Genomic DNA, 18,104 nt, shown 5'->3' on the forward strand with positions numbered 1-18,104 from the left:
TGACTCCTCTCGTCACAGGTGCCATCAGCCGTCTCGGCAGTTCGGGCCATCGCCCCGGCGGACTCCATCGCCGTTGCTCTCAGCATGGCACATTCGGAGGGCGATCGGCCAGTACCCGCGAGAGCGCTGCAGGCCGATGCCGCTCCTCGATCGGCGGCGACACATCATCGTGGCAGGCTGGAAGCATGACGACATCACGACCGCGGACCCCGTATGGGCGACTGATCCACGAGGTCACCGAGACGGTCGCGATCCCGCACACGTACACGCTTCTCATCTGGAGCACGACCATGGTCACCGTGGAGCACCACGGCCTTCCTGACCTGCTGTCGGTCGTTCTCCTGCTCGTCGGCGCGTGCAGCGCGTATGTGATCGTCGGCCGGGTCGCACACCATCGGCACGGCAACCGGCCGGCCGTGGAACGTCGGGTGATCGCGCATCCGTACCTGGTGGCGAGCGGGAACATCGTGACGCTGATCGTGGCGACCGGGGTGTGCTGGGCGGTGTCGATCGTCCCTCTCGTGCATCTGGCGTGGTTGCTGTCCGGCCTCGCGGGCACGACCACCTATCTGATCGGGGTGGCCCTGCAGGCCTACGTCGTCGCGCACGCCGTGCCGGTCGAGGAGTGACCCGGCGGCGCTACCCCTCGCCGGGCGGCAGCGCGGCGTCGAGGTCGCGCAGCACATAGTCGAGTTCGTCGACGGTGAAGAGGCCCGGGTGGCGCACCAGCACCTTTCCTGTGGGCGAGAGGATGACCGTGTAGGGGAGTTCGCTCACCCGGAAGCGCGCCGCCTGCGCGCCATCCGGGTCGCGCAGGTTCGGGAACGCGACGTGCGCACGGGCGGTGACGGCGCGCCCGGCGGCGATCTGGTCGCCGACGTCGACCCCCAGGAAGGCCACGGCACCGTCCAGTCGGCTCGCCTCGGTCTGGACGGCCGGAAGCTGGGTCGTGCACGCCGCGCACGTCGATGACCAGAAGTCGACGACGGTGAACTGTCCGTGCGAGGTCGCGCTGCTCAGGCTGCCCGTCCCGGCCAGAGCGTCACCGGTCACCGGCGCGGGGGTGTCTGAGAGGCCGGTGCCCCCGGCGATCTCGCCTGCCAGATTGGCGCCGGTCACTTCTCCGCGCTGAGCGCTCGGCAGCGCGTCGTTCGCGAGCGTGGCCAGCCCGTGCGCGAAGGGAGCGGTGTCGGCGGATTCAGTGCCGAACGCGGCCTGCTCCACGATTCGTCCCTGCGGGCCGATGATGAAGATCTGGCTGCCGTGCGAGATCGTGCGAGTGGCAGGGTCGAGCTCGACCGGAACGCCGTAGGCGCGGGCGGCAGCGCTCAGCTGCGCCGCGCTGCCCGTGAGATACTCCCAGTTCGGCAACGTGCCCAGCCCGTTCTGCTCGGACCAGGCCCTCACGTCGGACGGCTTCGGGTAGTAGGGGTTCGCGTTGATCGAGACGAACTCGATCTTGCCCCGCGCGGAGGCCGACAGGTCATCGTCGGCCGCGAGGATGTCGGTGGCCAGCATCGCGCACAGGTCGGTGCATCGGTCGTCGCTGAAGGTGAGGACGACCACCTTGCCCCGCAGCTTCGCAGGGTCCACGACGCGTCCGCGTTGATCGGTGAGGCGATACGACGGCGCCGAGACGGGATCGGTGGCCACCGGTGCCACCCCGAGCAGACTCGCGGTCGCCTCATTCACACCCGCTGGCAGGACATCGACCGCGCGCGGCGCGGACGGCGCGCGACCGGCGCCGACGGCGACCAGGGTCAGCGCCACGATGACCGCCAGCAGCCCGGCCGACGAGATCCACAGCACCCAGGTGCGCTGCCAGACCTGCAGTGGTCTCTTATCGTCTCGTGTCACGGGTTCTCCTCTCGGTAGGGGGTGGGGATGCCGTGCCCGACGCGGGGCCGCGGCTGAGATGGGCCGCGACGATGAGGGCGGCGAGAACGAACGCCGCGGCGCCCACGCCGATGGGAAGCCAGGCCCGTTCGATGGCTCCGACGATCCCCTGCTGGGCGGTCTCCAGCACCCGTGTGATCGGAGCGACCAGTTGCGGGCCGCCCGCCTGCCCGACCCAGTACCCGATCAGATAGACGCCGATCACGATGCACACCACGCCCGCGGCCCGGGGCAGGCCGGAGGCGATGCGTCGCAGCCGGCCGAACCGGACCGCGCCGACGAGCGAAGCGATCAGGGCCAGGACGATGGCAAGCAGCCCCATGCCCAGCCCATATGCGACCACGACGGCCGCTGTCACGAGAGCCGACTCGGTGGTGAGCGCACCGCCGACCGCGGCGATGAAGACGGGCAGGGAGCAGCTCAATGAGCCGACCGCGTAGGCGATGCCGAATCCGATCATCGGGAGCACGCCCGCGCCGCTGCGGAACCCCGGCAGGAAATGCATCGGCACCGTCTTCCCCCGCACTGCCATGATCCCTAGGGCCACGATGGCCGTCGCCACCGCGATCATCAGCCATGGTGCCACCGCCATCAGGACCGCGTGCAGCGATCCGGCGAGCAGTCCTGCGGCCGAGAACACTGCGACGAATCCGATCGTCACCGCCAGCCCGGCCCGTGTTCCGGTCACCACGCGCGCGACCCAGCTGCGGCGGCCGTCCTGGACGAAGGCGGCGAGGTAGACCGGAAGCAGGGGGAATCCGCAGGGGTTCAGCAGCGCGACCATCCCGAGCAGGAACGCGAAGCCGATGACGCCGCCGGTCATCACCCGAGTCGGCCGTCCCGCGTCGCCAGTTCCTGCAGTCGCGCGTTGTAGGCGTCCAGCTCGATGTCGCCGAACCGTTCCACACGACGGTCGACGGCCGCCGTGTGCCGTGCCTCGCCGCGCTGCCATTGCAGGAACAGCACCAGGAGGACCAGCAAGGTGGGCAACTCGGTGAATCCCCAGGCGATGCCGCCGGCGGTCTGCTGATCGCTGAGTGCGGTCACGTGCAGGAACGGCATCGGGACCGCGTAGTAGGTCACGACCGCGGTGCTGGCCATCATCAGCACGACCCCGAAGAAGGCGTGGAAGGGGATCGGCAGGGCCATCTCGGCGATGCGCGCGACGGGGCTGGCCGCACGCCCCATCAGGCCGCTACCTCGGCGCGGGTTCGGATCGACGCCGAGAATTCCCCAGAAGTACAGCATCCCGATCAGCATGAAATGGATGAGCATGAGGTTGTGGCCCCACATGGAGCTCATCAGCACGTCGAACAGCGGTGTGAAATACATCACGTAGAGACTGAACAGGAACAGAAGACCGGTCACGACCGGGTTCGCGATGAACGCGACCGGAGCCGAATGCACGACGCGCAGCAACAGGGCGCGGAGCCGGCGACGGACGCGGCCGCCGCTGGAGAGCGCGCGCAGCAGGAGCGTGATCGGCGCCCCCAGCGCGAGCAGGATCGGTGTCACCATGCTCAGCGTCATGTGCTGGATCATGTGGATGCTGAACAGCTCCATGCCATAGCCGTCGAACCCGGTCGCCGTCATCAGCTCGATCGTGAACACGCCCAGCATCCAGCACGTCGTCCGGATCACGGGCCATCTGTCGCCGCGTCGGACCAGGACCAGCACGCCGGCGACGTAGCAGACTGCCAGCGCCAGCCCCAGCACGGGGAGCACCGGGATCGGCTGCGGATGCACGGCGAACAGGTTCGCCGTGCTGACGGGCTGGGTCGGCATCCACATGGGGCCGGTCATCGCGGCGGCACCTCCTGCGGGAGGCATCGGCATGTGGGAGAGCAGGCCGATCATCACAGCCCCAGGATCAGAAGGTCGGCGACCGCGGGTTCGCCGGCGGCCCGGTCGAAGGCACGCAGCGAGTCATTGAGCGTGTCGCGGTCGTCGGGATCCATCCGTGCCAGAACCTCTGCGATCAGCGTGCGGCGCTGGTCGGTGACGGACCGCACGAGCTCGTGCCCGCTGTCGGTGAGCGCGAGGATCACCTCGCGTCGGCTGTCGGGATTGCCCTCGCGTCTGACCCGGCCGCCCAGGACGAGACGATCCGCCATTCGGCTGAACGTGGACACGTTCACGCCGAGCCGTTCCGCCAGGGCCCCCATGCGCAGCGGACCGGCCGAGGCGAGCACGACCAGCACCCGGAACTGCGGGAGCGACACCTGTTCCAACGCCGGCACCATCGAGCGGGCGATGATCCCCAACAGGGCTCGCGAGGCCGTCACAGTGGCTTCGGCCGCGTCCTCCCGGGAGTCGGCCGAGGTCACGCGAGCGCCTTCTCGACACACGTGCATTTCCGCAATATTTGCATCACGGCAATGGTAGTGCGCTCGCGGGCCCGTCGGCCCTTCGAACCGGGGAAGGTGCTATTGGTCGCACCCTCGCGGATCGGCGAGACCGAGATCAGCCTCGCGGATCGGGACGGTCAGTGGCGGACGACGGCGGCCACGACGCCACGCGCCGCGCGCTCGAGGAAGTCCACGATCTCGTCGGCGGGCCGGTCGGCGTCCACCGCGAGCTCGACCAGCACCTCCTCGGCGAACCCCACCCAGGAGCGCACCGCCACCCGCAGCAGCGGCGAGTCCTCGGTGCCCTGCTCGAGGAGCACGTCCAGCAGGCGCTGCGCGTTCTCGGCCCGCGACTCGTCGATCACCGCACGCACCTCGGCATCGCCGCTGGCCACGCCCCGCACCAGCGAGTAGAACGTGCCGCGATGCTCGCGCACGAACCCCACGATGCGCTGCAGCGTGTCGCGGAAGCGCTCGGCCGGGGGCAGCTCGGCACGGGGGGCGGATGCCTGCAGCAGGCTGTCGCGCGCGGTGATCACCACCTCGCGGTGCAGCCCCTGACGCGATCCGAAATAGTGGAAGACGAGGGCGCGCGAGACGCCGGCGAGCTCGGACAGAACCTCCATGGTGAGGTCGTCGAGGGGGCGGTCGGCGAGGAAGTTCACGCCGAGCGCGACGAGCTGGGAGCGGCGCTGATCGGGAGTCAGCCGCATCCGACGGTCGGCGGACATGAAAGAAGCCTAATCCGCGATCACTATTGACCGACAGTCAATAGTGTCTAGGCTCGTCCCGGAGCGACACCGCGGTCGCGCCGACGACGAGGGAGAGCCGATGAAGTTCCGCACGTTCGCACGCTCACATGCCGGGCGGCTGGTCCTCACGGCGATCCCCGTCGCCGCCGCGGTCACGCTCGTGACCGCCGGCGTCGCGCAGGGGGCGGTTCCCGTCTCGTTCGCCGTCTCGGGCAGCCAGTTCCAGATCGGCGCGTCCTCGCTGGAGGGCACCGGCTTCTCGCAGTACGCGGGCGTGGCCGAGGACACCGCCGGCAAGAGCCACGCCGTCGCCATCGCCAACATCAAGTCCGCGACGCTGCACGACCTGTGCCAGTCCGTGGTCACCGACACCCCACTGGGCAAGGTCGGGGTGCTGATCACCGCGGGCGGCGGAGACAAGCCGGCCACGGCATCCGACCTGCAGATCGGGATGACGGGGCTGAAGGGCGACTCGTCGTTCGGCCACATCCGCATCGGCGTGGACGCCTCGACCGTGAACACCAAGGCCAAGGGCTCGGCCGGCGACTTCGCGCAGGACGCCGACACCGTCACGATCAAGAACCTGCAGCAGACGGCCTGGAGCACCCAGGCATCCGTGTTCACCCTCACCGGAATGACCATGAAGCTGACGGACGGATCGAAGGGATGCTTCTGACCGCGTCGATGCGGCGACGGGATGCCGCGGTCCCCGCGGATCGCGGAGGACTCCGGAGCTGGAGCCGGCGGCGGCCGCTGATCGGCGGCATCCTCACCGTGCTCGCCGGCGCCGAGATGTTCCTGTCCAGCCAGCTGGACATCGGGCACCTGCACGTACAGTTGGGCATCGAGGGGTTCCAGGCGACGGTGATCCCGCTCGTCCTGATCCTGCTCGGCGCCCTCGCGGTCGCGATGCCTGCACACCACGTGTTCTACGGCGTGCTCGCCCTGGCGGTCGCCGTCTACTCGCTGATCGGGGTGAACCTCGGCGGGTTCGTCCTGGGGATGCTGCTCGGCTGCATCGGCGGCATCTTGATCGTGGCGTGGATGCCGAAGCCGCGCGCGGCCGATGCGGGCACAGCGGGTGCGGCCGATGCGGGCGCCGACGACCTGCAGGATCGCCCGTGACGCGCGGGGGCGGACGCGCTCGGCGGCCTCGGCTGCGGCTTGCCGTCGGCGCGGCGGCCGCGATCGGATGCCTCCTGGTCGGCCAGTCGGTGGTGGCGGCCGCACCCGCCTCGGCGCAGCTGTGCATCCCGATCCTGCTGCCGTGCCCGAAGCCCTCGGCCTCGCCGACCCCGACCCCGACGCCCACGGACTCGCCGTCGCCGCACGCCTCCGACGCCCCGCCGGCGGCGGGAACCGACCCCGGCGAGCCGGACAAGGGCACCCCGGCCGCGCCCGACGACCCGGGCGGGAGCACCCCGAAGACCACCGACCCGAGCCTGCTGCCCGCCGATGACAGCATGGTGTTCACCCAGCCGCCCGCCCAGCTCGGGGCATCCTCCCTCTCGTTCTCGGGGCTCCAGGGCATCGCCGCGGTGAAGGTGCGGCTGGCCGACGGGTCGCGGGTCGCGGCGCTCCGACTGCGGGCCGACAGCATCACGATCGACGGATTCGCGCTCACCGTCCGGGCCGAGACGGGTCCGACGCTGGCGACCACCGCCGACCGGATGACGCTGCGTGGCGACGTCGCCGTGTACGTGAACTCGCTCACCGCGACCACCGCGGACGGGCATTCGTACACGCTCGGGGCCGACACCCCGCCGCCGAAGGACGGCATCGCGCCGTCCCTGGTGCGCGTCACGCTCGGCCTGGTGGGCGCGCGCGCCGATCAGATCAGCTACTCGAACACCGACCAGCGCCTCAGCGAATGACGGATGCCGCGGCTATGCCCGCGGCTCGGCGAACGGCTCTTCCGGGTCGTCTCGCAGCGGCAGCGTCTCGATCGGACCGGTCAGCGGACCGTTGAATCCGGCGAGCGGGCCGGTCGGATCGGCGATCACCGCATCCGCGGCCGACAGCGGCCCGGCCGGGGCCGGCAGCGTCTGGATCGGACCGGTCCGCTCGGCGCGCTGCTGCGACGCGGCGACGCCCGCGCGCACCGCCCCTACACCCGCGGCGACCACCAGCACGATGCCGGCCAGCTCGAGCGGGGTCAAGGCCTGACCGAGCAGGACGAGACCGGCGAGGGCGGCCGTGGCCGGGGCCAGGCTCATCAGGATCGCGAACGCCGAGGCGGGCAGGCGCCGCAGCGCGATCAGCTCCAGGGCGTAGGGGATCGTGCTCGACAGCAGCGCCACGGCGGCGCCCAGCCCGAGGATCTCGGGGCGCAGCAGCACCGCGCCGCCGTCGATGATGCCGAACGGCAGTGACAGCAGCGCGCCGATCGACATGGCGATGGCCAGGCCATCCAGCCGGGGGAACTCGCGGCCGACCCGCGCCGCAGCCAGGATGTACCCCGCCCAGCTGGCGGCGGCGCCCAGCGCGAACACGACCCCGAGCGGGTCGAGGTGGTCCCATCCGCCGCCGCCCAGGCACACCACGCCGGCCAGCGCCAGCCCTGCCCACAGCCAGGCCGAGGCGCGCCGGCTGGCGATGATCGACAGGGCGAGAGGCCCGAGCACCTCGATCGTGACCGTGACGCCCAGCGGCAGCCGCTCCAACGCCAGGTAGAACAGGGTGTTCATCGTCGCCAGAACGGTGCCGTAGCCGAGCACGGCCAGCCATGCGTCCCGCCGGTGACCGCGCAGCCGCGGCCGGGCGATCGCCAGCAAGACGAGGGCCGAGAACACCAGCCGCATCATCACCATCCCCACCGGCCCCACCCGGTGGAACAGGAGGACGGCGATCGCGGCCCCGACATCCATGCAGATCTCGCCGACGACGACGAGGCCGACGGCCGAGATCGCGCCCGCCCTCCCCGGCCGGTTCACCGCTCACCCGCCGCCGGTGCCGCATCCCGACGTGTACGGAGGCGGAGACCTCCGGTCACGACCGGGGGACGGGGCACACGGCCGCCTTGGCGATCGTGCTGTGGAACTGGTCGGCCGACCAGGGCAGTCCCAGCGCAGGTGCTTCGCGGTCGCCGGTGGCGGGCGCCTTCGACGCGATCGCGGCCAGTTCGCGCGCCAGGTCGACGATCGGACCGCGCCCGGCGGTCGAGTTGTTCAGCACGACCGCGACCGTCAGCCCGCTCTTCGGGTCCGAGAACGCCGCAGTCAGATACCCTGCCGTCGAGCCGTACTGCCCGACCATGGGCCCGGCCTGGACGGCGCCGCCGGCCGTGGTGAACCAGGAGGGCGAGCTCGCGGTGACCGGCAGCGCGTCGGCGAAGCGGCTCTTGTCGGCCACCAGCGTCCCCCGGGCCAGCGCGCGCGCGTAGCTGCCGAGGTCGCTGATGTCGGAGACGACACCGGCATCGGTGAAGCCGAAGCTGGCCGACTGCTCGGTGATGTCGGTCTGCTTGTCGCAGACATACGCGCCGCTCTTCGACGTCTTGCCGAGGTAGTAGCCGGGCAGCGCGGTCGACGAGCCGACCACCGGGGCGGCCGCGGCCGGGTCCGGCAGTGCCGTGCTGTGCATGCCGAGCGGGTCGAACACGTGCTCGCGGAGCAGCTCCGCCGCGCTCTTGCCGCTCGCCCGCTCCAGGGCGAGGCCCAGCAGCACGTATCCGGCATCCGAGTCCCGGTACGTCACGCCGGTGCGGACCTCGCCGCCGACCTGCCCGATGCCGTAGCCGACCAGCTCGCGCGGGTCCCATACGCGGTCGGGGTTGCCCAGCGACTGGCTCTTCAGCAGGGCGTTGTACGAGCCGATGCCGCTGGTCCCGTCGCACAGGCTCTCCAGCGTGACATCAGCGAACCGCGGCATCCCGCCGACGTACTTCGTGATGCTGTCATCCACCGCGACGACGTTCTCGTCGGCGAGCGCATAGAGGACGTCGCAGATCATCGGGCGGGTCAGCTGGCCCGCCCGGAACGTCATCTCCGGCGTCACCGCGGTCTTGCCGCCCGGCTCGACTGTGCCGAGACCGGCCACCCACGACCCGCTCCACGGCACCCAGACGCCCACGACGGCACCCGAGGCGCCGGTCGCCGCCATCGCATCGTCGACCGCGCCCGTGAGCTGATCCTGCGTGTCCGAAGGGAGGTTCTTGTCCGGAGCGAGGGTCCCCGCGCCCGGGTCGGCGTGTCCGGCCGAGCAGGCCGCGGCCACCAGGGTGATCGCCAGCACGGCGGCGGCCGACGCGATCACGCGCCTGATTCCTGAGCGGACCGGCATTCTCACCCCCGATGACTGTGCATATGCATTCAAACACACGCTCCCTGCGGAACCGGCGGGCGTGACCGGCCGCCGGCGGTGCGTCCCGGGCACCGGGGGCGGGCATCGAGGGGGCGCATCCGTATGGTGGAGGGATGGCGCACATCTTCGAACCGGATGCCGTGGCCGGCGTCCTCGGTCACATGAACGGCGATCACGCTGATGACAATCTCCTCATCGTCCGCGCCTTCGGCGCGCCGGATGCGACCGCGGGCCGGATGACCGGGGTGGACGGCGACGCCGGCACGTGGGAGGCGACGGCGGCGGACGGTGCGACGGCGACGGTGCGCGTGCCCTGGCCGGGCGGAGCGATCAGCGAGCGGCCGGCCGTGCGCCGCGCGGTCGTGGCGGTCTACCAGGAGGCGTGCCGACGGCTGGGCGTGGACGCCCGCAGCGAGCACTGAGGACGGTCACGGCATCCTCATGCCGTTTTCTTGGTTAGGCACGCCTTACCTTGAGCTAGGGTGAAGGTATGAGTGAGCCGATCCCCTTCTCCACCACGCTGCGCGAGCGCTCCAGCGGCGCCCACAGCGGCAGCGAGCACGCCGGATTCATGGCCGACCTGCTGCGCGGGCGCGGGACGCGGGACGACTACGTCAACCTCGTCGCCCAGCACTGGTTCATCTATGCGGCGCTGGAGGCCGCGACCGAGCGGATGCGGCACGACCCGGTCGCGGCTCCGTTCATCAGCGACCATCTGACCCGGCTGCCCGCGCTGGAGGCCGACCTCGAGTTCCTGATCGGCGCGGATTGGCGCGAGCGGATCGAGCCGCTGCCGGCGACCGTGCGCTACGTCGAGCGGATCACGCAGGTGGGCACGGTGTGGGCGGGCGGGTACGTCGCGCACCACTACACGCGGTACCTGGGCGACCTGTCCGGCGGGCTGTACATCGGCAAGGTGATGCAGCGGCAGTTCGGGTTCGAGACGAACGGGATCGGGTTCTACCTGTTCGACGGGATCGCCGACCCGGCCCAGTTCAAGACCGTGTACCGCGAGCAGCTGGATGCCGCCCCCTGGGACGAGGTCGAGAAGGAGCGCGTGATCGACGAGGTGCTGCTGGCGTACCGCTGCAACACCGAGCTGTTCGAGGATCTCGACCGCCGCCGCCCCGAGCGCGTGGCCTGACCCGCCTCCCTCCGCGTCGAGATCGTACGATTTGGCCGAGTGCACATCAAACTCGGCCAGGTTTGATGTGGTCTCGGCCAAATCGTACGATCTCGGGCAGAAGAGGGGCGGGGTCCCCGGGCGCGGAGTACGGGGGACGAAGCGGCGCGAGCCGGTCAGGGCGCGGGCGCGCGCACGCCGGCCATGAACCGCTGCACGTCGGGATCGACCTGGATGTCGCGGGGCCGCAGCGGCCGCGTCAGGTACAGCCCGTCCAGCGCGGTCAGCCGCGACAGCGCGACATACGTCTGGCCGGGCGCGAACGCCCCCGACCCGAGGTCGATCACCGCACGGTCGTACGTCTTGCCCTGGGACTTGTGGATGGTCACCGCCCACGCCAGCCGCAGCGGAAACTGGGTGAACTCCGCCACGATCTCACGGGTCAGCGCCTTGGTCGACGGCTCGTACGCATAGCGGAACTTCTCCCACACCGCCGGCTCCACGTCGTGCTCCTCGCCGTCGACGTCCACCCGCACGGTGCCGCCGGCGATCCGCGTGACCGTCCCGATCGTGCCGTTCACCCACCGCGGCGGCTCGCCGAACGACCCGGTGTCGTTGCGCAGGAACATCACCTGCGCGCCCACCTTCAGCTCCAGGTCGACGTCGGCCGGGTAGGCGTCGCCGCGCCCGAAGTCGCCGTTGACCTCTGCGACCGCGTTCTGCGCCCGACCGGGCAGCGCGTCCAGATGCCGCTTGTTGATCGCGCTCACCCGGTCGTTGCGGGTGGCCAGCGTGATGATCGGGGTCTCGCCGTCGACCGGCTCGGGCGGTCTGCGTGCGCCGGTGTCGTTGAGCATCTGCGCGATGTCGGCGGTCACCCGCCCGTGCCGCACGGCGTTGAGCATCGCCTTGAAGGCCGGATCGGACTGCCGATGGATGTCGCGCAGCTCGCGGATGCGCAGTTCGGCGCCGTACGTCCCGACATCCAGCAGGCCGTCCGCATCCGCCGCCGAGCCGGCCCACACGTGCGCGTCGAAGAACCAGAACGACCGGTAGTGGTCGGCGATGTACCGCGCCTCGTCGCCTCGCGGCGGCACCGGCGCCAGCTGGTACGGGTCGCCGAACATGACCACCTGCGCGCCGCCGAACGGCTCGCTGCGCCGGCCGCGGGCGGTCCGCAGCGCGCGGTCCACGGCATCCATCACGTCGGCGTTCACCATCGAGATCTCGTCGATGACCAGCGTGTCGATGGCGTTCAGCAGCTTGCGGGTGGCGTCGGTCTGCGGTTCGTCCTTGCTGCCGATCAGCCCGATCGGCAGCTTGAACAGAGAGTGGATGGTCTGCCCCTCGACGTTCAGCGCCGCCACCCCGGTGGGCGCGCACACGGCGATCTGCTTCTCGGTGTGCCGGGCGAGGTGGTTCAGAAGGGTGGACTTGCCGGTCCCGGCGCGGCCGGTCACGAACACGTGCTCCCGGGTGTCCTCGATGAGCCGATACAGCTCCTCCTGCTCGGCGGACAGGGCGGGCGTGCTCACCCTGTCCATCGTAGGCGGGTCGGCGTGCGTCGATCTGCGACATTCCACAGGGGAATCCCGGATGCCCTTTCCTAGACTGGGTGCGTGGAGCAGCAGGCGAAGGACGCGACGGCCCCGGCGCCGTCCGTTGCGGATGCCTCGGCCCCGTCGGCCTCTCCCGTGACGGAGACACCCGCCCCGGCCGAGACCACGTTCGTCGATGCGACCGCCGCAGACGCCGACATCCCACCCCGTCGCACCCATCTGGGGCGGGATCTGACTGTCATCGTGCTGATCACCGCCCTGCTGCTGGGCGGCCTCGGAGTGGCCGGCTTCGCCGCCTACCGCACCCTGTATAGCCCGTCGGCGTTCGTCGAGCACTATCTGTCGCTGCTGTCGACCGGGCACGCGGCCGATGCGCTTCGCGTGCCGGGCGTCGCCGTCGACCGGTCCGAGCTGAAGGCGGCCGGGCTTGCCGACGACGCCTCCGACGCGCTGCTGCGGCAGGCGGCGCTGGCCCCGCTGACCGACGTCCGGGTGGATTCCGAGCAGACCGACGCGGCCGGCTCGCACGTCACCGTCTCGTACCGTGCCGGCGGGTACGTGGGCACCACGACGTTCGACCTCGAGCGCGCCGGGAGCATCGGCATCGTGCCGACCTGGAGGTTCTCCCGCAGCCCGCTCGCGGTGATCGACCTGACCGTGCACGGATCGATGTCGTTCCTGGTCAACGGCTTCGCCATCGACAAGCGGCAGGTCTCGCCCGCCGGCACCGAGGCCGCCCCGGCGGATGCCGTGCCGCTGCTCGTGTTCTCGCCCGGGATCTACTCGGTGCGGGTGGACACGGCCATCTCGTCCTCGTCCGGGGTGGCGGTGCTCTCGGATTCCCCGCTGAAGAACGTGCCGGTCACGGTGCAGTCCGAGCCGACGTCGAAGTTCGTGCAGGTCGTGCAGGACCGGGTCGACGACTTCCTCACCCAGTGCGCGACCCAGCAGGTGCTGCAGCCGACCGGATGCCCGTTCGGCTACGTGGTGCAGAACCGCATCGACGGCTCGCCGGAGTGGTCGATGGATCAGCCGCCGAAGATCGACGTGATCCCGGACGGCGAGGGCTGGGCCATCCCGCCCACCGACGGCGTCGCGCACATCGTGGTCGACATCCGCTCGATCTACGACGGCTCGCTGACCCACATCGACGAGGACGTGCGGTTCACGATGGTCGGGACCATCGACATCTCCCCGAGCGGGACCGCCTCGATCCGGGTGAGCGCGCCGGACAGCGACTGACATGCGCGGGTGGATGCCGCATCCGCCCGCACGCACCGGCTACAGCCGCGCCGTACCCTCACTCTCGCGGGCGTCGCGTTCGGCCAGCGCCGCGAGCCGGGCGTTGTACTCGACCAGCTCGGCATCGCCGGTGCGGTCGGCGTTGCGATCGGCCCGGCGCTCGGCGCGGGCATCGCTCTGGCTCCATTGGATGCCGACCACGATCGCGAGGATGAGGGTGGGGATCTCTCCGATCGACCACGCGGCGCCGCCGCCCACGTACTGGTCCATCATCGGGGTGGCACCCCAGGTGCGGCCCATCGAGCCGAACCACTCGGCCACCATCAGTCCGGACTGCATCATGATCGTGATGCCGAAGAACGCGTGCGTGGCCATCACGAGGATGAGCACCACCAGCCGCATCGCCCACGGCAGCCGGTACGGCACCGGGTCGATGCCGATCAGCGACTGGATGAAGAGGTACCCGGCGATGAGGAAGTGGACGATCATCCACTCGTGCCCGAGATGGTCGTACATCGCCCAGCGGAACAGGTCGGTGAAGTAGAAGACCCACAGCGACGCACCGAAGATCACGGCCGCCACGATCGGGTTGGTGACCACGCGCGCGAACGGGGTGTGCACGGCCCAGAGGATCCATTCCCGGGCGCCGCGGGTCTCGTCCTGCCGCTTGGCGATGGCGCGCATCGCCAGGGTGACCGGCGCCCCCGGGACCAGCAGCACCGGAATGGCCATGTTCAGCAGCATGTGCCCGACCATGTGCACGCTGAACAGGTAGTCCTGGTACGCGTTGATCGGCCCGCAGGTGACCCAGAACAGCAGCAGCAGCCCGAGGATCCAGAACACCGTGCGGTACACCGGCCACTTGTCGCCGCGCCGGCGCAGGCGACGCACGCCGGCGAGATAGAAGAAGATGCCGAAGCCGCACACGACCGCCCAGAGCAGGTCGATGTCCCATTGGGTGAACCAGCGGGCCATGGTCAGCATCGGCGGCAGCGGGGCGCCGGTGAGGATCTCGGCCGGCGTCTGCGACAGCGGCACCTCGGCCCCCGTCGGCGGCGGCGTCCGCGACAGCGCCACGGCGGCGCCGCTGGCCACGCCCATGATGATCAGCTCGCCGACGACGAAGCTCCAGAACCGGCGGCGGGATGCGGCATCCGTGCGCATCGCGGTGATCAGGCGGGTCCGGTAGACGGCGCCGAACAGGCCGAGCAGCACGAGGGCGGCGACCTTGACGATCAGGATCGTGCCGTACCCGGAGTTCAGCCCGGCCCAGCTGCCCACCCCGACGATCGCGCGGCCGACGCCCGAGACGGCGACCACCACGAACGCGACGAGCGCGATCGACGAGTAGCGCGAGACGACGTCGACCATGCGGTCGTGATCCATGACCGGCCGGATCAGCACCAGCAGCACGAGGCCGCCGACCCAGACCGCGGCGCCGATCATGTGCATGACCAGCGAGGTGACCGCGATGTTGTGCGAGGCGAGGTCGCCGGAGTGGCCCTGCGTGCCCATCGGCACCAGTGCGGCCAGCGCGAGCCCGGCGGTGATCAGCGTCATCGTCCAGCCGCGCACGGCGAAGGTCAGCACGGTGAGCACCGCCCCGGCGAGGGTGGTCAGCAGCCACGTGCGGCCGGACTCGGTGCCCACCAGCCAGCTGCCCAGCTGCGAGCCGAACGTGTTGTCCAGCCCGACGGTCGCGTTGAAGGTGAGCACGAACGTGAGGAAGCCGGTGAGGCCGGCGGCGATCGTGAACACGGCGGCCGAGACGGATGCCGTGTTCAGCGCGATCTCGAACGGCTTCTCGCCGGCGCGGAGGGCGAACAGCGCGAGCACGAGCGTGCCGCACAGACCGGCGGCCGACAGGTTCACGACCATCGTGACCAGTGGGAGGCTCCACCGCACGAACGGCCCGGGATCGCCCAGCTGCAGCGGCGCGGCGCCGCCGCCGTACGCGAGTGCCCAGATCGCCGTGAGCAGGGCGGCCGCGACCAGTAGCGCCGGTCCGAGCGCCCGCAGCAGGCGGGCCGGGCCCGCGCTCCCCGGGACTCCGCGCGGCGCGACGGCGCCGCGTGGAGTGAGGGTGGGGTTCACCCCTCAAGCCTAAGCGGGATCGGGGCTGCCCCGCCCCGCCGGTGAGGCCGATGTGCGCGGGCGGCGCGTGGGTCGCGATCGAATGCGAGAGGGGGATGCCGCGGCTGCGGCATCCCCCTCTCGAGCGACCGTCCTACTTGACGGTGGCCTTGAGCTTGGAGCCAGCGGTCACCTTGACGCGCTTGCCTGCCGGGATCTTGATCTCGGCGCCGGTCTGCGGGTTGCGGCCGGTGCGGGCCGCGGTGGCGACCTGCTCGAACGCGATCCATCCGGGGATCGAGACCTTGCTGCCCTTGGCGACGGCCTCGGAGACCGTGGAGAAGAGGGAGTCGAGCACGCTCGAAACGACGGACTGGCTCTGGCCGGTCGCGCTGGCGATGCTCGCAACGAGTTCGGTCTTGGTGATGGACTTGTCAGCCATATGGTGTGTCCTCCAGACGGCGGACCGCCGTCGTTCTAAACGGAACCGAAGAAGCAGCTGCCCCCCGGCTGGTCTTTCAACCGCGTCGAATGTACCAAGAAACCGCGGAATCACGCGGATTTCCGCTGGTCCTGCGTGATCTTTCCCGGCGTGTCGCGCGCCGGGCGTGACTGGTGTGACTGGTGTGACTCCGGCATCCTCCCGCCGCCGGGTCGGCGAGGGGCCTGGTACGCCGGTGCGGGCGGGCGCCGACCGGCACAGACGCGAGAAGGCCGGAGCCCGAGGGGCTCCGGCCTTCGTCGAAAGCGTGGTCTACCAGCTGGACTTGGTCACGCCGGGCAGCTCGCCCCGGTGCGCCATGTCGCGGAAGCGCACGCGCGAGATGCCGAACTTCGACAGGTTGCCGCGGGGGCGCCCATCGATGACGTCGCGGCTGCGCAGGCGCACCGGCGACGCGTTGCGCGGCAGCTTCTGCAGGCCGACGCGAGCGGCTTCGCGCTCCTCGTCGGACGCGTTCGGGTCCACGAGCTGCTTCTTCAGCTGAGCGCGCTTCTCGGCGTAGCGGGCCACGACCTCGGCGCGCTGGTTGTTGCGCGCGATCTTGCTCTTCTTCGCCATAGGATCAGCGCTCCTCTCGGAATTCGACGTGCTTGCGCACTACCGGGTCGTACTTCTTCAGCACGATGCGGTCGGGGTTGTTGCGGCGGTTCTTGCGCGTCACGTAGGTGTACCCCGTGCCGGCGGTCGAGCGCAGCTTGATGATCGGACGGACGTCCTGCGACTTCTTGGCCATCAGAGCTTCACACCCTTCGCGATCAGGTCCTGTACGACCGACTCGATGCCACGGGCGTCGATCACCTTGATGCCCTTGGCGGACACGTTGATGGTGATCTTCCGGCCGAGCGACGGCACGAAGTAGGTCTTCTTCTGCACGTTCGGGTCGAAGCGGCGCTTCGTCCGACGGTGCGAGTGCGAGATGCTGTGACCGAAGCCGGGAACCGCGCCGGTCACCTGGCACACTGCAGCCATGGTGATGTCTCCCTCTGTACCGTGAGACCGGACGGCCTCACCCAAGATCCCTTGTCTGCACCCACTCCACGAACCCGTCGTTTCCGACCGGCGAGAATGGGGAGGGTGCGAACTGCGCGCAGGAGTGCGCGCAGACAAGGAGTCAGTTTAGCACGGGGAGAACCGGCGCCCGATCACTGCCGAGCCGAACGGCGAGAGACGGCATCCGTCCGAGACACGGGGTGGAGAAGCGGCGGATGCCCGGGCCGGCAGGCCGGGGCATCCGCCGCTCATGTCAGCGCTTGCGCGTCTTGACGATGCCCTCGTCGGCCTTCTCCCGCTTCTGCGCACGCTTCTCCTTCAGCGTGGCCTGCGGTGCCTTCTTCGCATTCTGCTTGTCAGCCATGGTGATACTCGCGTCCCCTTTCACAGCTGGCGGGTAGTCCCGCCGACCATAGCCGACTTTCACGAGGAAGTCACTTCCTGCCACCTGACCGGGGAATTTCTGCTGTCTCGGCCATCAGGCCGCCGCGTGCGGGTCGAGCCGGTTCAGCGTCGCGACGGTCTGTGCGTAGTCGCCGCGCACCTCGCCGAAGCGCAGCAGCTTCACGTTCTCGACGAGGATCTCGTGGGCGTCCGGCTGCGCGGAGATGAGCGCCATCGTCTCGTCGGCGAACGCGTCCAGCGGCATCGCGAACGGACTCTGGTCCTGCCCAGGGAGCAGCTCGGTCGCCACCGCGGGCGGGACGAGTTCGAGCACCTTCACGCTCGTGTCGGCGAGCTGCAGACGGATCGACTCCGACAGCTGGTGGACGGCGGCCTTCGTCGCGTTGTAGCTCGGCGTCACGCGCAGCGGGGTGTGCGCCAGCCCGCTCGAGACGGTGACGATCGTCGCGTCCGGGCGGGTGCGCAGCTGCTCGACGAACGCCGCGATCAGGCGGATCGGACCGAGCAGGTTGGTCGTGACCATCTGCTCGGCGTCGGAGAGGAAGCCGTCGCCGTGCCAGTCCTCGATGCGCATGATGCCGGCCATCGCGATCAGCACGTTCACGTCGGGGTGCGCGGCGATCACCTCGGCGGCCGCACCGCGGATGCTGGCGGCGTCGGCGGTGTCGATGCGCACCGTGTCGAATCCGTACTGGGTCTGCAGCCGGGCGAGCAGTTCGGCGCTGCGTCCGCCGATGATGACGGTGTTGCCGGCCGCCTGCAGGCGGGTCGCGAGGGCGAGACCGATGCCGCGGGTCGCGCCGGGGATGAAGACGGTGTTTCCTGTGATGTCCATGCGATCCAGAATCCGCGGCATCCGTTCACGCGGTAAGAGACCTGCGGATCGGGGGACTCGCGATCCCTGGTTCCCGC

At 70.3% G+C, this 18,104-nt stretch carries 20 protein-coding genes, 1 pseudogene and 1 riboswitch; of the genes and pseudogenes, 7 read left to right on the plus strand and 14 right to left on the minus strand.

The features are described from left to right. Positions 1-8: 8 nt before the first annotated feature. Positions 9-81, minus strand: a riboswitch (Fluoride riboswitch). A gap of 104 nt (positions 82-185) precedes the next feature. Beyond that, positions 186-629 (plus strand): hypothetical protein, encoded by a 444-nt coding sequence (locus tag AC0L6F_RS09715; RefSeq protein ID WP_473537722.1) that lies wholly within the window; start codon positions 186-188, stop codon positions 627-629. Between the two features lie 10 nt (positions 630-639). Here the strand turns inward: AC0L6F_RS09715 and AC0L6F_RS09720 are convergent, their stop codons facing one another. The 5 genes from AC0L6F_RS09720 to AC0L6F_RS09740 all read right to left on the minus strand — a co-directional run bounded on the left by AC0L6F_RS09720 (position 640) and on the right by AC0L6F_RS09740 (position 4,975). Further along, a complete protein-coding gene (locus tag AC0L6F_RS09720; protein WP_473537724.1) occupies positions 640-1,857 on the minus strand; it encodes a redoxin domain-containing protein in 1,218 nt (405 codons plus the stop codon). After that, the gene (locus tag AC0L6F_RS09725; RefSeq protein WP_473537725.1) at positions 1,841-2,719 is read right to left on the minus strand and encodes a cytochrome c biogenesis CcdA family protein; all 879 of its coding nucleotides are present in this window, start codon (positions 2,717-2,719) and stop codon (positions 1,841-1,843) included. The genes AC0L6F_RS09720 and AC0L6F_RS09725 overlap by 17 nt, the downstream gene beginning before the upstream one ends. Continuing rightward, positions 2,719-3,699 carry a cytochrome c oxidase assembly protein gene (locus AC0L6F_RS09730; protein ID WP_473537726.1) on the minus strand — a complete coding sequence of 327 codons (981 nt, stop codon included), beginning with the start codon at positions 3,697-3,699 and terminating at the stop codon, positions 2,719-2,721. The genes AC0L6F_RS09725 and AC0L6F_RS09730 overlap by 1 nt, the downstream gene beginning before the upstream one ends. Positions 3,700-3,752: 53 nt before the next feature. Next, positions 3,753-4,223, minus strand: coding sequence for a MarR family winged helix-turn-helix transcriptional regulator (locus tag AC0L6F_RS09735; RefSeq protein WP_473537727.1), 471 nt, complete (start codon positions 4,221-4,223; stop codon positions 3,753-3,755). Between the two features lie 158 nt (positions 4,224-4,381). Continuing rightward, positions 4,382-4,975: a TetR/AcrR family transcriptional regulator gene (locus tag AC0L6F_RS09740; RefSeq protein ID WP_473537728.1), complete on the minus strand. Its 594-nt coding sequence runs from the start codon at positions 4,973-4,975 to the stop codon at positions 4,382-4,384. A gap of 100 nt (positions 4,976-5,075) precedes the next feature. Here AC0L6F_RS09740 and AC0L6F_RS09745 point away from each other — a divergent pair, with 100 nt between their 5' ends. Genes AC0L6F_RS09745 through AC0L6F_RS09755 form a run of 3 tightly spaced genes read left to right on the plus strand, consistent with a single transcriptional unit; the run spans position 5,076 to position 6,870 of the window. Continuing rightward, complete coding sequence (locus AC0L6F_RS09745; RefSeq protein WP_259612984.1) at positions 5,076-5,672, plus strand: DUF6230 family protein; 597 nt, start codon at positions 5,076-5,078, stop codon at positions 5,670-5,672. Then, positions 5,663-6,121 (plus strand): DUF6114 domain-containing protein, encoded by a 459-nt coding sequence (locus tag AC0L6F_RS09750; RefSeq protein ID WP_473537730.1) that lies wholly within the window; start codon positions 5,663-5,665, stop codon positions 6,119-6,121. Before AC0L6F_RS09745 ends, AC0L6F_RS09750 begins: the two co-directional genes overlap by 10 nt. Beyond that, positions 6,118-6,870, plus strand: coding sequence for a hypothetical protein (locus tag AC0L6F_RS09755; protein WP_473537731.1), 753 nt, complete (start codon positions 6,118-6,120; stop codon positions 6,868-6,870). Before AC0L6F_RS09750 ends, AC0L6F_RS09755 begins: the two co-directional genes overlap by 4 nt. Positions 6,871-7,050: 180 nt before the next feature. On the opposite strand, the pseudogene AC0L6F_RS09760 reads toward AC0L6F_RS09755, so the two are convergent. Both AC0L6F_RS09760 and AC0L6F_RS09765 read right to left on the minus strand, forming a co-directional pair. Next, positions 7,051-7,863: pseudogene (locus AC0L6F_RS09760) on the minus strand (EamA family transporter); the annotation flags it as partial. A gap of 121 nt (positions 7,864-7,984) precedes the next feature. Next, entirely contained in the window at positions 7,985-9,250 is a 1,266-nt protein-coding gene (locus AC0L6F_RS09765; RefSeq protein ID WP_473537733.1) for a serine hydrolase domain-containing protein, read from the minus strand. Positions 9,251-9,411: 161 nt separating this feature from the next. Here AC0L6F_RS09765 and AC0L6F_RS09770 point away from each other — a divergent pair, with 161 nt between their 5' ends. Together AC0L6F_RS09770 and AC0L6F_RS09775 are read left to right on the plus strand one after the other, a co-directional pair. Next, a complete protein-coding gene (locus AC0L6F_RS09770; RefSeq protein ID WP_259612989.1) occupies positions 9,412-9,720 on the plus strand; it encodes a DUF2470 domain-containing protein in 309 nt (102 codons plus the stop codon). Between the two features lie 68 nt (positions 9,721-9,788). Next, complete coding sequence (locus AC0L6F_RS09775) at positions 9,789-10,442, plus strand: biliverdin-producing heme oxygenase (protein WP_473537734.1); 654 nt, start codon at positions 9,789-9,791, stop codon at positions 10,440-10,442. A 155-nt stretch (positions 10,443-10,597) separates the two neighbouring features. On the opposite strand, the gene AC0L6F_RS09780 is transcribed toward AC0L6F_RS09775, so the two are convergent. Next, a complete protein-coding gene (locus AC0L6F_RS09780) occupies positions 10,598-11,956 on the minus strand; it encodes an ATP-dependent DNA helicase (RefSeq protein ID WP_473537736.1) in 1,359 nt (452 codons plus the stop codon). Positions 11,957-12,040: 84 nt separating this feature from the next. Between AC0L6F_RS09780 and AC0L6F_RS09785 the strand changes: the two genes are divergently transcribed. Continuing rightward, positions 12,041-13,222: a hypothetical protein gene (locus tag AC0L6F_RS09785; RefSeq protein ID WP_473537738.1), complete on the plus strand. Its 1,182-nt coding sequence runs from the start codon at positions 12,041-12,043 to the stop codon at positions 13,220-13,222. 39 nt (positions 13,223-13,261) lie between these two features. Here AC0L6F_RS09785 and AC0L6F_RS09790 read toward each other — a convergent pair whose 3' ends face one another. The 6 genes from AC0L6F_RS09790 to AC0L6F_RS09815 all read right to left on the minus strand — a co-directional run bounded on the left by AC0L6F_RS09790 (position 13,262) and on the right by AC0L6F_RS09815 (position 18,027). Beyond that, positions 13,262-15,244 carry a cytochrome c oxidase assembly protein gene (locus AC0L6F_RS09790; protein ID WP_274638470.1) on the minus strand — a complete coding sequence of 661 codons (1,983 nt, stop codon included), beginning with the start codon at positions 15,242-15,244 and terminating at the stop codon, positions 13,262-13,264. Positions 15,245-15,449: 205 nt separating this feature from the next. Then, positions 15,450-15,737 carry an HU family DNA-binding protein gene (locus AC0L6F_RS09795; RefSeq protein ID WP_473537739.1) on the minus strand — a complete coding sequence of 96 codons (288 nt, stop codon included), beginning with the start codon at positions 15,735-15,737 and terminating at the stop codon, positions 15,450-15,452. A gap of 312 nt (positions 15,738-16,049) precedes the next feature. Then, positions 16,050-16,355 (minus strand): 30S ribosomal protein S14, encoded by a 306-nt coding sequence (rpsN, locus tag AC0L6F_RS09800; protein ID WP_274636367.1) that lies wholly within the window; start codon positions 16,353-16,355, stop codon positions 16,050-16,052. Between the two features lie 4 nt (positions 16,356-16,359). After that, positions 16,360-16,530, minus strand: coding sequence for a 50S ribosomal protein L33 (gene rpmG / locus AC0L6F_RS09805; protein WP_036301131.1), 171 nt, complete (start codon positions 16,528-16,530; stop codon positions 16,360-16,362). Then, positions 16,530-16,766, minus strand: a complete 237-nt coding sequence (gene rpmB, locus AC0L6F_RS09810; RefSeq protein ID WP_259612994.1) for a 50S ribosomal protein L28 — start codon at positions 16,764-16,766, stop codon at positions 16,530-16,532. Before rpmB ends, rpmG begins: the two co-directional genes overlap by 1 nt. A gap of 499 nt (positions 16,767-17,265) precedes the next feature. Continuing rightward, positions 17,266-18,027: an SDR family oxidoreductase gene (locus AC0L6F_RS09815; protein ID WP_473537740.1), complete on the minus strand. Its 762-nt coding sequence runs from the start codon at positions 18,025-18,027 to the stop codon at positions 17,266-17,268. Positions 18,028-18,104 lie beyond the last annotated feature (77 nt).

The sequence above is a fragment of the Microbacterium sp. G2-16M genome, from assembly GCF_055809115.1.